The sequence below is a fragment of the Burkholderia sp. 9779_493 genome, assembly GCF_015712215.1.
Classification (GTDB): Bacteria; Pseudomonadota; Gammaproteobacteria; order Burkholderiales; family Burkholderiaceae; genus Burkholderia; species Burkholderia cenocepacia.
The window spans coordinates 1-12904 of sequence record NZ_JACCQA010000025.1 but is presented as its reverse complement, the minus strand read 5'-3'; the positions used below and the strand labels follow the sequence as shown (position 1 = coordinate 12904).

General features: G+C 67.6%; 10 protein-coding genes. 8 read left to right on the top strand and 2 right to left on the bottom strand.

The features are described 5' to 3' along the window. The first annotated feature begins 197 nt into the window (after window positions 1-197). Complete coding sequence (locus H0X95_RS23955; protein WP_059723480.1) at window positions 198-1217, top strand: DNA-binding protein; 1020 nt, start codon at window positions 198-200, stop codon at window positions 1215-1217. An 83-nt stretch (window positions 1218-1300) separates the two neighbouring features. On the opposite strand, the gene H0X95_RS23950 is transcribed toward H0X95_RS23955, so the two are convergent. Next, window positions 1301-2872 (bottom strand): hypothetical protein, encoded by a 1572-nt coding sequence (locus H0X95_RS23950; protein ID WP_059723483.1) that lies wholly within the window; start codon window positions 2870-2872, stop codon window positions 1301-1303. Between the two features lie 304 nt (window positions 2873-3176). Between H0X95_RS23950 and H0X95_RS23945 the strand changes: the two genes are divergently transcribed. The 7 genes from H0X95_RS23945 (at window position 3177) to H0X95_RS23915 (ending at window position 11229) form a co-directional block, all read left to right on the top strand. Then, entirely contained in the window at window positions 3177-3797 is a 621-nt protein-coding gene (locus tag H0X95_RS23945) for a TetR/AcrR family transcriptional regulator (RefSeq protein ID WP_059723485.1), read from the top strand. A gap of 234 nt (window positions 3798-4031) precedes the next feature. Further along, complete coding sequence (locus tag H0X95_RS23940) at window positions 4032-5090, top strand: NADP-dependent oxidoreductase (RefSeq protein ID WP_006482783.1); 1059 nt, start codon at window positions 4032-4034, stop codon at window positions 5088-5090. 93 nt (window positions 5091-5183) lie between these two features. After that, a complete protein-coding gene (locus H0X95_RS23935; RefSeq protein ID WP_006482784.1) occupies window positions 5184-5483 on the top strand; it encodes a putative quinol monooxygenase in 300 nt (99 codons plus the stop codon). A gap of 150 nt (window positions 5484-5633) precedes the next feature. Next, window positions 5634-6089 carry a (2Fe-2S)-binding protein gene (locus H0X95_RS23930; protein WP_006494852.1) on the top strand — a complete coding sequence of 152 codons (456 nt, stop codon included), beginning with the start codon at window positions 5634-5636 and terminating at the stop codon, window positions 6087-6089. A 1-nt stretch (window position 6090) separates the two neighbouring features. Further along, entirely contained in the window at window positions 6091-8310 is a 2220-nt protein-coding gene (locus H0X95_RS23925) for a xanthine dehydrogenase family protein molybdopterin-binding subunit (protein WP_006494851.1), read from the top strand. A 15-nt stretch (window positions 8311-8325) separates the two neighbouring features. Next, window positions 8326-9630 carry a c-type cytochrome gene (locus H0X95_RS23920; protein WP_059723488.1) on the top strand — a complete coding sequence of 435 codons (1305 nt, stop codon included), beginning with the start codon at window positions 8326-8328 and terminating at the stop codon, window positions 9628-9630. 153 nt (window positions 9631-9783) lie between these two features. After that, complete coding sequence (locus H0X95_RS23915) at window positions 9784-11229, top strand: NAD-dependent succinate-semialdehyde dehydrogenase (RefSeq protein ID WP_006482793.1); 1446 nt, start codon at window positions 9784-9786, stop codon at window positions 11227-11229. 198 nt (window positions 11230-11427) lie between these two features. Here the strand turns inward: H0X95_RS23915 and H0X95_RS23910 are convergent, their stop codons facing one another. Next, window positions 11428-12195 (bottom strand): glycosyltransferase family 25 protein, encoded by a 768-nt coding sequence (locus H0X95_RS23910; protein WP_012493339.1) that lies wholly within the window; start codon window positions 12193-12195, stop codon window positions 11428-11430. Window positions 12196-12904: the final 709 nt, after the last annotated feature.

The following is a 12904-nucleotide window of genomic DNA, read 5'->3' as shown; positions in this document are numbered from 1 at the left end:
GGTTGCAGCGGCGTTTTTGCCGGGCAACCACGTTGGGGTGAAGGCGAGGCCGCCAACAGCTTCCGCGATGGCACATGCGAGGCCATGAACCATCGCACTCGACATTATAGAAATAATGTCAAAACTTAATTGGCGAATGATTGGATATCTAACGGTTTACGTTATATTATTTATCAAATTCCCGACGAAACCCCGCCATGTCCGATCTCGCCGCCGACGAACCCCGCCTGACCGCCGAAATCGAGCGCCTCAAGGCCGACTTCCCGAAAACCCGCGAGCTGTACCGCGAAGCCTGCGCGTTGCTGTTCTTCCGCTTCGGCATCACGCCGACGGCGAACCGCCTGTACCAGCTCGTCCGCAAGGGCAGCATGAGCACGCCGACGGCCGTCCTGGCCGAGTTCTGGGCCGAGCTGCGGGAAAAGAGCCGCGTGCGCATCGAGCACCCGGACCTGCCGGCCGATCTGCAGGCCGCGGCAGGCGAACTGGTCGCGGCGCTGTGGAACCGGTCGAGTACCGACGCGGCCGCCGCACTCGACTCGCTGCGCGCGGAAGTCGAAGCCCAGCGGGCCGCGGCGCAAGTGGAAGTCGCGACGTTGCAGGCCGAACTGGCCCGCACCGAAACCGCGCTGGAGCAACGCACGACCGCGCTGCTGGCCGCGCAGGTCCGCATTCAGGAACTGGAGCAGGCGAGGGCGGCGGACGATGCATCGCGGCAAGCGCTGCAAGCGGATATCGAACGCCTGACAGCCGACAACGCGGAGGCCGATCGCGCACTCGCCGAAGCCCGCGCGGATTTCACCACCCAGCTCGACCGGTTGCGCGACGACGCGGGCCGCGCCGAGGCGCGCCTGCGCGCATCGGAGAAGCGAGCCCTTCAGGAAATCGATCGCGAGCGGCTCGCGGCCGCACGATTGCAAAAGGAACTCGACGCAGCGACATCGCGCGCGGAACAGCGCGATGCGCAGCAGCGGAAGGACATGGCCGCGCTACAGGCGCAACTCGGCGACGCGTTGCATCGCTGCGGCGTGCTTCAGGGGCAGCTCGACGGCGCCCTGGCGACCGATGCGGAGCGCAGCAACCAGCTCGACGCGCTGAGGCGCGAGATGGCGGCGCTCGTGCGCCGGCCGCCGTTGCGCGGAGTCAAGGCCGTCCCGGCCGCCGAACGGAGCGAGCGGCGGGCACGCATGAGAAAGCGCGCCGACGAAGCGCCGCGCTGACTGCAGGGCCGATCGGCGCCGCATGCGCGAAGCGACGTGGCGCGAGCGGCCGGCCCGACCGACCGCCGGCCGCTGCGCCCGGCTCAACTCCCTACATACCGCGACGGCAGCGGCGGCGCGTCCGCCGGAATCGTCACGAGCGACGTGTTCAGCCAGCCTTGCGGCGTGCCGTTCGACTGCGCATACGCGCCGACGTACGGCATCATCCGCGTCGTCTGATAGACCTGCGGCGTCCAGCCGGCGGGCGCGAGGAAGATCGACGTCGCGCGCTTCTCGCTGTACGCGGATGCGCCGTACGTCGAGATGTTCCACAACGTCTGCTGATACGTCGCGTAGTCGGCGTTGTGGCGCGAGCCGCCGGCCTGCCAGCCTTCGAGCTGGATGAACGTGTTGTACGTGCCGGCGCCCGCGAGCAGGTTGTTCACCGTGCGCCCGTACAGAAACGACAGGATCAGCCCGCAATTCGCCGGCGCGAAATCGTTGCCGACGCTCAGGTAATAGCGGCCCGTCGTGTTCACGACCGATGCGTAGTGCGAATTGCCGATATCCGTCGACGTCGCCAGCCCGCTCGCCCCCATGAAACTGTCGAAGGCCTGCATCGTGACGCCCGCCGGCAGGTCGCTGGTCGCGCTGATCGCGACGAGGTGCGAACCGGCCGCCAGCAGCGTCAGGAACGCGGACAGCGTGGCCGCGTTCCAGTTGCCTTGCGCGTCGACGAACGGGAACGCGCGATAGCCGGTCAGCGAGAAAACCGCCGGGTCGGAGCCGGCCTGCCACGCGATCTGCGGCACCCACATCGTCAGCGGGCCCGCGTTCGACGCGCTCGACACGTACTGCTTCAGCGCATCGATCAATTGCGCATCGGCGCCGGGCAGCACGGTGTACGACGCGCCGTTCTGCCAGCGTCGCACCCATTGCGCGACGAAGCCCGCGAGCTGGCCGCCGGTGAAGTCGGCGGGCGGCACGTAGCCGAGCGAGCCCGTGCCGTGATACGCGGACCGGATCGCCGCGGCCGTGCGCACGTTGCTGCCGAACATGCTGTTCGCGAAATCCTGGCAGTTGTTGGCCGGCGGCGTCGCGAGTTGCGCGAGCGGGACGACCCATGCGCCGTTCGCGGTCGCGACGCCGCGATACAGGTTGAGATTCGCGACCGAGTCGTGGCCGGGAAACGTCGCGGCGTCGGCGCCCGACACGTAGCCGGCCGACGGCGTGACGCTGACGGTGGTCGGCTGCGACCCGAACGGATGCGTGTACGCGATCGCGAACGATGCGTCGCCGCCGGCGAGGCTGAACGATCCCGTGCAATCGCCCCAGCTGTTCGACGCGCTGACGGCGGTCGATTGCCCGGTCGCGATCAAACTTTGCGACGCCTGCGGCGTCGAGCCGCTCTGGCTCGCCGCATTGCCGAACGCGAGCGTGGTCGACGGAATCGCGTTGACGACGTTGATCGTGATCGAGCGATCGGCGATGCCGTAGCTGCGGGCGGACGTATCGGCGGCGCCGGTGGCGGCGAACGACGATGCGGCGGCCGGGCTGCCGTCGCCGCCGCAGGCAGCCAGCGAGCCGACGAGCGGCGACAGGGTCAGCGCGGCGCCGCGCTGGATGAAGCGCCGGCGGTTCGGCGCGGTCGGGCGGACGGGTTTCGAAGCGGTCATGGGGCGTTCCTGGTCACGGGTTCGAGAGGCGGTAACGGTCCGGCGCATTGCACTCGTGTGCAATGCCGGCTGCGTCCTCGCGCTCACCGGCACATGCGCCGCGCGTATTTATGCGGGAGATCGATGAAATGCCTGCGACGAAACCGAGTCGCCGATGTGACGCGCCGCACGCGGACGGCCCGGGCGGGTGAGGGGAGCGCCGGCCAGGCATTGGGTGCGCGACGGGGATCGGGTAAAGTGCCGCTCAACATGCCGGTTCGACGTTACTAGACGACCGGTCTAATCGTTGCTACCATACGCCATCATGAATGCATCTTCAGGCGCCGAAGTCCGCCAGCACATCCTGAACATCGCGAAGCCGATCATGCTCCACAAGGGGTTTTCGGCGGTCGGTCTGAACGAGATTCTCGCCGCGGCGGGCATCCCGAAGGGCTCGTTCTACCATTACTTCGGCTCGAAAGAGGCATTCGGCGAAGCGCTGCTCGAATCGTATTTCGAAGGCTATCTCGCGCATCTCGACAACCTGCTCAAGCACCAGGCCGGCACGGGCGCCGAGCGCCTGATGACGTACTGGGACAACTGGCTGCACACGCAATGCGCGGACGATCCGGAAGGCAAGTGCCTCGCGGTGAAGCTCGGCGCGGAAGTGTCGGATCTGTCGGAAGCGATGCGCGCGGTATTGCGGCGCGGCACCAGCCAGATCATCGAGCGGCTCGCGGGCGGCATCGAAGGCGGGCTCGCCGACGGGTCGCTGAGCGGCGTCGACGATCCGTCGTACACGGCCGCGATCCTGTACGAGCTGTGGCTGGGCGCGACGCTGCTGGAAAAGATTCACCGCAACCGCAAACCGCTCGAAAGGGCGATGGCCGAAACGCGGCGCATGCTGAACCTGCCGCCGGCCGCACACGACGGAGCGCAGTCGTAATCCGGGCGCGCCTGGGCGCGCCTTGTTTTTGCCCTGATTCTAGACGACTGGTCTACTCAACCCTTCATGACGAACGCTTCACGTTGCGTTACGCTGTCCCGATCGTTCCCACCGCCTGCCTGCGAGCGCACCGGCCCGGCCGCCGATGCCGCCACGGGCGTGCACTTCCTGCTGGTCCATCCCTGATCCGATCGTGCCCACGAAGCACGTTCATTCCTGTTGACGGAGGCTCACATGCCGCAAAGCAAGACCGCAAACCGCCAGATCATCCTGAATTCGCGCCCGGTCGGCGCACCGACGCCGGACAACTTCCGCGCCGAAACGAGTGACGTGCCGGTGCCCGGCCCCGGTCAGGTGCTGCTGCGCACCGTCTGGTTGTCGCTCGACCCGTACATGCGCGGCCGGATGAGCGACGCGCCGTCGTATGCGCCGCCGGCCGAACTGGGCCAGCCGATGGTCGGCGGCACGGTCAGCCGCGTGGTGTCGTCGAACCTGCCGGCGTTTCGCGAAGGCGATCTGGTCGTCGCCGGAGCGGGCTGGCAGGACTACGCGCTGTCCGACGGACGCGACCTGATCCCGCTCGGCCGCGACTTCGCGCATCCGTCGTACGCGCTCGGCGTGCTCGGCATGCCGGGCTTCACCGCGTACACGGGGCTGCTGAAGATCGGCGAACCGAAGGCCGGCGAAACCGTGGTCGTCGCGGCCGCGAGCGGCGCGGTCGGCGCCGTGGTCGGCCAGATCGCGAAGCTGAAGGGTTGCCGCGTGGTCGGCGTCGCGGGCGGCGCCGACAAGTGCGCGTACGTGACCGGCACGCTCGGCTTCGACGCATGCGTCGACCACCACGATCCGGCGTTTGCCGCGAAGCTGAAGGACGCGTGCCCGAACGGCATCGACGTCTATTTCGAGAACGTCGGCGGCGCGGTGTTCGATGCGGTGTGGCCGTTGCTGAACGACCATGCGCGCGTGCCCGTCTGCGGGATCATCGCGCACTACAACGACGCGGCCTACGACGACAAGGCGCTGTCGACCGGCCGTGATCGGGTGCCGGCGCTGATGGGGGCGATCCTGCGCAAGCGCATCCGCGTGCAGGGTTTCATCATCCTCGATCATTATGCGAGCGGCTATGCGCCGTTCCTGAAGGACATGAGCGAATGGGTCGCGCAGGGCAAGGTGAAGACGCTCGAGGACGTCGTCCCCGATCTCGCCGACGCGCCGCAAGCGCTGATCGGCTTGCTCGCCGGCAAGAATTTCGGCAAGGTCGTCGTGCGTGTCGGCCCGGACGAGCTGGCCTGATCCCTCCGCTCGACCACCTACCACCGTTGCACGCTGGCGTCGCCCGACGCCGGCTTGTGGCATGCTCGTTTCCGTTTGCAAAGGAGTGAAAAAATGGCGCTTCACGTGATTGCTTCGCTGTTCCTGAAACCCGAACACGCGCAGGCCGCCGAGGCCGAGCTGCGCAGCATGGTCGCCAAGACGCGCACCGAACCGGGCAACCGGCGCTACGACCTGTTCCGCGAACAGGACGGTTCGCCGAACCTGCATCTGTACGAGATCTACGACGATCAGGCGGCATTCGACGCACACCTCGCGAGCCCGTATTTCGGCGAATTCCGCACGAAGTCGGCCGACTGGTTCACCGCCCCGCCGGTCATCAAGGTGCTGTCGGGCATCGACGTGGCCGAGTAACGACGCAGCACGCAACACCACCGCCGCGGCCCGCCCGCACCCGGACCGCGCGGCACCCGTTGCGCACGACGCAACGGCGATGACGACGACCACACGGCGCAGCGCGCCTCGTTCGCGCCGCTTCCCCAATACAACGGCCCCGGAGGCTGAATGATCACCCTCAACATCAACGGCGAAAACCGCTCGGTCGACGCCCCCGACGACATGCCCTTGCTCTGGGTGCTGCGCGACGTCGTCGGCCTCACCGGCACCAAGTTCGGCTGCGGGATCGCGCAATGCGGCGCGTGTACCGTGCATCTCGACGGTGTCGCCGCGCGTTCGTGCGTGCTGCCGGTCGCCGCGGTCGCGGGCCGCAAGATCACGACGATCGAAGCCGTCGGCGCGACACCGGCCGGCCACAAGGTCCAGCAGGCCTGGCGCGAGCTCGACGTCGTCCAGTGCGGCTACTGCCAGTCGGGGCAGGTGATGGCCGCTACCGCGCTGATCGCATCGAACCCGAACCCGAGCGACGCCGACATCGACGCGGCCATGGCCGGCAACATCTGCCGCTGCGGCACGTACAACCGGATTCGCGCCGCGGTCAAGCAAGCCGCGAAGGAGGCCTGACATGTCGCGAGGACTCCTCGAAGCAGGCCGGGCCGGCGCGGGCGTGTCGCGCCGCGGGTTTCTGAAACTCGGCATGTCGCTCGGTGCCGCGGCCGGCGGCGGCTTGCTGCTCGGCTTCAGCCTGCCGGCCGCGGGCGACGATGCACGCCGTTCGGTGATCGGCGGCGACGCGGCCGAACCCGCGGCGCCCGGCGTGTTCGCGCCGAACGCCTTCGTGCAGATCGACCGCGCCGGCAAGGTCACGCTGGTGATGCCGAAGGTCGAGATGGGGCAGGGCGTCTACACGGCGCTGCCGATGCTGATCGCGGAAGAACTCGAAGTGCCGCTGTCGAGCGTGACGCTCGATCATGCGCCGCCGAACGAGAAACTGTTCCTCGATCCGTTGCTCGGCGGCCAGCTCACCGGCGGTTCGACGTCGGTGCGCTACGCGTGGGAACCGATGCGCCGCGCGGGCGCCACCGCGCGCACGCTGCTGGTCACGGCCGCCGCGAAACAATGGAACGTCGATCCGGCCACTTGCCGCGCGGCGAACGGCGAGGTGCAGCATCCGCCGAGCGGCCGGCGCGCATCGTACGGCCAGCTGGCCGACGCCGCGGCGAAGCTGCCGGTGCCGAAGGACGTCGCGCTGAAGCAGCCGGCGGATTTCAAGCTGATCGGAACGCCCGCGAAGCGCCTCGATTCGCCGGAGAAAGTCGACGGCACCGCGCAGTTCGGGCTCGACGTGCGCCTGCCCGGCATGCTGTATGCGGTGATCGTGAACAGCCCGGTGTTCGGCGGCACGGTCGCGAGCGTCGACGACACGGCCGCGAGGAAGATCCCCGGCGTGCGCCAGGTCGTGCGCGTCGACAACGCGGTCGCGGTGGTCGGCGATCACACGTGGGCCGCGAAGCGCGGTGCGTCGGCGCTCGTCGTGAAGTGGAACGAAGGCGCGGGCGCGAAGGTGTCGACGAAGGATCTGTTCGCGGATCTCGCGCAGGCGGCGGCGAACGGCAAGGGCGCGGTCGCACGCAAGGAGGGTGACGTCGGCAAGGCGTTCGCGAACGCGAAGACGCGCGTCGACGCCGTCTACGAACAGCCGCTGCTCGCCCACGCGACGATGGAGCCCGTGAACTGCACGGTGCACGTGCGCGGCGACGGCTGCGAGATCTGGGTCGGCACGCAGGTGCCGACCCGCGCACGCGACACGGCGCAGCAACTGACCGGGCTGCCGCCGGACAAGATCGTCGTGCACAACCACCTGCTCGGCGGCGGGTTCGGCCGACGGCTCGAAACCGACATGGTCGGCCAGGCCGTGAAGGTCGGCAAACAGGTCAACGCGCCGGTGAAGGTGATCTGGACGCGCGAGGAAGACGTGCAGCACGACATGTACCGGCCGTGCTACTACGACAAGATCTCCGCCGGCCTCGACGCGAACGGCAAGCCGGTCGCGTGGCAGCACCGGATCGTCGGCTCGTCGATCATGGCGCGCTTCGCGCCGCCCGCGTTCAAGGACGGCGTCGATCCCGACGCGGTCGAGGTTGCGGCCGAACTGCCGTACGACCTGCCGAACCAGCTCGTCGACTACGTGCGCCAGGAGCCGCGCCACGTGCCCACCGCGTTCTGGCGCGGCGTCGGGCCGACGCGCGGCACGTTCGTCGTCGAGAGCTTCATCGACGAACTGGCCGCGCAGACCAAGACCGACCCGGTGCAATACCGCCGCGCGTTGCTCGACAAGACGCCGCGCGCCCGCAACGTGCTCGACGTCGCGACGAAGGCGGCCGGCTGGGGCGCGCCGCTGCCGAAGGGGCAAGGGCGCGGCGTCTCGGTGATGCACGCGTTCGGCAGCTTCTTCTCGATCGTCATCGACGTCGCGGTGGACGGCGGCGAGGTGCAGGTCAAGCGCGCCGTGTGCGCGGTCGATTGCGGGATGTTCGTCAATCCGAACACGATCGAGGCGCAGGTGCAGGGCGGCATCATCTTCGGGATCACGGGCGCGCTGTACGGCGAGATCACGATCGAGGACGGCCGCGTCGTGCAGACCAACTTCACCGACTACCGGATGATGCGCATCAACGAGGTGCCACCAATCGAAGTCCATCTGGTGAAGAGCGGCGAAGCGCCGGGCGGAATCGGCGAGCCGGGCACGGCCGCGACCGCGGCGGCGCTGTCGAACGCGATCTTCGCGGCCACCGGCACGCGGCTGCGCAAGCTGCCGGTCGGCAACCAGCTGAAAACGGCCTGAGGGGAGGGGAACATCATGCGACATCTCACCCTGAACCTGAACACGCTCCGCGCGTCGTTGCTCGCGCTGTCCGCACTGGTGGGCGGCACGGCCGCGCATGCCGCGCAGCCGGCGCCCGCCGACAGCGCGCTCGTCGCGCGCGGCGCGTATCTCGCGAAAGCCGGCGACTGCGTCGCGTGCCATACCGCGCCGCGCGGCACGCCGTTCGCGGGCGGCCTGAAGATGGTCACGCCGATGGGCGCGATCTACACGACCAACATCACACCCGACCCGGAGACGGGTATCGGCGGCTATACCGAAGCGGATTTCGCCGGCGCGTTGCGCAAGGGCGTCGCGAAGGACGGTCACAACCTGTATCCGGCGATGCCGTATCCGTCGTACGCGAAGCTGAAGGACGACGACGTGAAGGCGCTGTATGCGTACTTCATGCACGGCGTCGAACCGGTGAAGCAGGCGAACCGGCCGTCCGACATCCCGTGGCCGCTCAACATGCGCTGGCCGCTCGCGTTGTGGAACGCGGTGTTCCTCGACACGACGCCGTACGCGGACAAGCCGGCCAAGGACGCGATGTGGAACCGCGGCGCGTATCTCGTGCAGGGGCTCGGGCACTGCGGGTCGTGCCACACGCCGCGCGGTGTCGGCTTCCAGGAGAAGGCGCTCGACGAAAGCGGCGCGGCGTTCCTGTCCGGCGCGTCGATCGACAACTGGTTCGCGTCGAACCTGACCGGCGAGCACAACACCGGGCTCGGCCGCTGGAACGAGGCCGACGTCGCGCAGTTCCTGAAGACCGGCGCGAACCAGCACGCGACCGCGTTCGGCTCGATGGTGAGCGTGATCAACCACAGCACGCAGGAACTGACCGACGACGATCTGGCGGCGATCTCGCGCTACCTGAAATCGCTGCCGGCGGCAGGCGGCACGGGCGCGCCGCCGTACCGCTATGATCCGAAGGCGACGCAGGTCGCGCTGGGCCGGCCGGCAGCCGATCCGGGCGCGAAGGTGTATAACGCTTACTGCCTGCATTGCCACGGGGCGGACGGGCGCGGCTATGCACCGTTGCTCGCGCCGCTCGCCGGCAATCCGAACGTGCTCGAGGCCGATGCATCGTCGCTGATCAACGTGACGCTGAACGGCAGCGACACGCTCGTGATCGGTGGCGTGCCGTCCGCGTATCCGATGCCGGCGTTCTCGAACCAGTTGAACGACCAGCAGGTCGCCGACGTGCTGACGTTCATGCGCGCCGGCTGGAACAACGGCGCGCCGGCCGTGCAGGCGGCGGACGTCGCGAAACTCCGCAAGGCGACGGCGGCCGCGCGCTGAGCGCGGTGCGCTGCAAAACGACGGCGGGCCGGCGTGCCTGCCGTCGATGCCGCCGGGTGCGTGCCTGCCCCGGCGGCTCGGCTTTTTCTGTCAACCGGCGCGTGGCCGTTCGCGGCAGCGCGCGTTTTATCGACGCAATGTAGGGGTGTCTGGATGGCTAATGTGACTTATACGGATACGCAACTGCTGATCGACGGCGAGTGGGTCGACGCCGCGAGCGGCAAGACGATCGACGTCGTGAACCCGGCGACCGGCAAGCCGATCGGCAAGGTGGCCCACGCGGGCATCGCCGATCTCGACCGCGCGCTCGCCGCCGCGCAGCGCGGCTTCGAGGCATGGCGCAAGGTGCCCGCGCACGAGCGCGCGGCGACGATGCGCAAGGCGGCCGCGCTGGTGCGCGAACGCGCGGACACGATTGCACAGCTGATGACGCAGGAGCAGGGCAAGCCGCTCACCGAAGCACGCGTCGAAGTGCTGTCGGCGGCCGACATCATCGAATGGTTCGCGGACGAAGGCCGCCGCGTGTACGGCCGGATCGTGCCGCCGCGCAACCTCGGCGCGCAGCAGACGGTCGTGAAGGAGCCGGTCGGCCCGGTCGCGGCGTTCACGCCGTGGAATTTCCCGGTCAACCAGGTCGTGCGCAAGCTGAGCGCCGCGCTCGCGACCGGCTGTTCGTTCCTCGTGAAGGCGCCGGAAGAAACCCCGGCATCGCCGGCCGCGCTGCTGCGCGCGTTCGTCGATGCGGGCGTGCCGGCGGGCGTGATCGGCCTCGTGTACGGCGATCCGGCTGAAATCTCGTCGTACCTGATTCCGCACCCGGTGATCCGCAAGGTCACGTTCACGGGTTCGACGCCGGTCGGCAAGCAACTGGCCGCGCTCGCGGGCCAGCACATGAAGCGCGCGACGATGGAACTGGGCGGCCATGCGCCGGTGATCGTCGCCGAGGATGCGGACGTCGCGCTCGCGGTGAAGGCCGCCGGCGGGGCGAAGTTCCGCAACGCAGGGCAGGTGTGCATTTCGCCGACGCGCTTCCTCGTGCACAACAGCATCCGCGACGAATTCACGCGCGCGCTGGTCAAGCACGCCGAAGGGCTGAAGGTCGGCAACGGCCTCGAGGAAGGCACGACGCTCGGCGCGCTCGCGAACCCGCGGCGCCTGACCGCGATGGCGTCGGTCGTCGACAACGCGCGCAAGGTCGGCGCGAGCATCGAAACCGGCGGCGAGCGGATCGGCGCGGAAGGCAACTTCTTCGCACCGACCGTGATCGCGAACGTGCCGCTCGAAGCGGACGTGTTCAACAACGAGCCGTTCGGCCCCGTTGCGGCGATTCGCGGTTTCGACAAGCTGGAGGAGGCGATCGCCGAGGCGAACCGTCTGCCGTTCGGCCTGGCCGGCTACGCGTTCACGCGTTCGTTCGCGAACGTGCATCTGCTGACGCAGCGCCTCGAAGTCGGGATGCTGTGGATCAACCAGCCGGCGACGCCGTGGCCGGAAATGCCGTTCGGCGGCGTGAAGGATTCCGGCTACGGGTCGGAAGGCGGGCCGGAAGCGCTGGAGCCGTATCTCGTCACGAAGTCGGTGACGGTGATGGCCGTCTGACGGTCGGTTGAGTGTGGGCGCGCCGCGATGCGTGCGGCGCGCCCGCTTTGCGGATGTCTCGATGCCAGTTGGTCGCCGTCCATGGGCGACGGTCGGCGGCTCGATGCCGGTTTAGAAAGGGCGGGGCCGGCTCGATGATCGCCCGGACTGGCGACGGCGCGCCGACGCGCCGGGTGCCGCCGCTTTCAATCGCAGGTCTCACGCGTCAATCGTTTTTCGCTCGTCAAGCGTTATCGGACTCGACGGACGGTGCTTCTTGGCGTACGCGCGTGCCGCTATACGATCGACCTTCCGGTGATATTTGGCTTTCAGCCGTTGTACGAGCGTGCGGGCGTCTGAGCGATCAAGGATCGTGGTCGGTGCGCCGGTGTCCTGGACGAATTGCGGCTCAGTGACAAACATCCGCTGCTCGTGTTCCCAATTGCGATCGAACGCGATATCGATGGCGTGCAAAATCCTGGACGTGTAATCGAGCATGGCTTCGGCTGCTTCGCGCGTGATCATGTAGCACTGCAAACCGACCGGGCTTTCCATCCACATCAGCTTTGTACCGCTCGACAGGTGTGCGTATTCGGTTTGCTCGCGCCTGTTGAGCCACATCAATCGCACCATGTCCCAGTGCTCGCGCGTGGCGTACAGTTCTTCGGTCGCGGATTTGAAGCCATCCAGTAACGCCACGTCGTCCTCCATGATGCAGCACGCGTTGCTCCCCGACTCCACAAGTTGTCGCCAGACAGCGCGATGACTGAGATAGCAACCGAGCTCGCCCGGTGACAGCAGCCAGCCGTAACGGCGAAGGCGGGCGCCGGTGTCGTACCCGGGGATACCGTGGCCGCAGCCTTTGAGTTCGAAGGCGTCGAAGAAGCGCGCATTGATATTTTGTTTCGCGAATTCCTCGACCATTCCTGCGCGGCGATCGTGTGCGCGCGCGAGTGAAATGCAGACGTATGACAGACCCCGTGTCATGCGAAATAACCCCGTAATAATTGAAAGCGTTTGGTCGGAAGATATCACACGCGTTACAACGCCCGAACTTCCTGCGTCGGCAGTTCAAATATTTCGGCGGTATCTGCGGGTGGGTCGATGCCTGTCCAGGGCGGCCCAGAATGCCATGCGCGCGGTAGATCCAGCGCGAGCGCGCCACTTGGCGAGCACGGTCGCGAACGTGTCCATGAACACCGACTCATGGCAGCATTTCATCGAGCGGAACGTCCAGCGCGGATGTTCGCGCGTAGCAGCGACGGCGGGTTGACGCGCGTGCAGGCTGCCGCCGATTCATGGGCTGTGCTGTGCGCTTCGAGCGCCAGCAGGCGCAGGACTTCGAGGCGATGCCGCGGAATCGGCGAGCGGCCGGCGACGTAGTTCCGGTGCGAATGCAGCAGCGGAGTGTTTGGGCGCTTCGAGCGATAGACAGGCCATCGGTGAGCGTGAGCAAATCGGCTTGCGCGCCGTGACGGCAGGCGGCGGCATTCATAGGCGTTGCGGGCGATGAACTACCGGTTTTCGCTAGCGACTCAATTTTACATAACGTGAATTATCGACAATTTGTGTGTAAGAGCAAAGTTGTAATGTCGCATCTGAGCAAAGTTGAAATGTCGTAGTTCGAGGGTTTCGGCGCATGCTGGCGGCGGTTTGAACTGCCGGAGCGCATCGTGGGCCAACCTGGACTGATCAC

Bases quoted from the DNA above. Each gene is read 5' to 3' on its own strand.
- H0X95_RS23945 (WP_059723485.1), top strand. From the start codon at position 3,177: ATGAATGCATCTTCAGGCGCCGAAGTCCGCCAGCACATCCTGAACATC.
- H0X95_RS23930 (WP_006494852.1), top strand. From the start codon at position 5,634: ATGATCACCCTCAACATCAACGGCGAAAACCGCTCGGTCGACGCCCCC.
- H0X95_RS23940 (WP_006482783.1), top strand. From the start codon at position 4,032: ATGCCGCAAAGCAAGACCGCAAACCGCCAGATCATCCTGAATTCGCGC.
- H0X95_RS23935 (WP_006482784.1), top strand. From the start codon at position 5,184: ATGGCGCTTCACGTGATTGCTTCGCTGTTCCTGAAACCCGAACACGCG.
- H0X95_RS23910 (WP_012493339.1), bottom strand. From the start codon at position 12,195: ATGACACGGGGTCTGTCATACGTCTGCATTTCACTCGCGCGCGCACAC.
- H0X95_RS23920 (WP_059723488.1), top strand. From the start codon at position 8,326: ATGCGACATCTCACCCTGAACCTGAACACGCTCCGCGCGTCGTTGCTC.
- H0X95_RS23925 (WP_006494851.1), top strand. From the start codon at position 6,091: ATGTCGCGAGGACTCCTCGAAGCAGGCCGGGCCGGCGCGGGCGTGTCG.
- H0X95_RS23950 (WP_059723483.1), bottom strand. From the start codon at position 2,872: ATGACCGCTTCGAAACCCGTCCGCCCGACCGCGCCGAACCGCCGGCGC.
- H0X95_RS23915 (WP_006482793.1), top strand. From the start codon at position 9,784: ATGGCTAATGTGACTTATACGGATACGCAACTGCTGATCGACGGCGAG.
- H0X95_RS23955 (WP_059723480.1), top strand. From the start codon at position 198: ATGTCCGATCTCGCCGCCGACGAACCCCGCCTGACCGCCGAAATCGAG.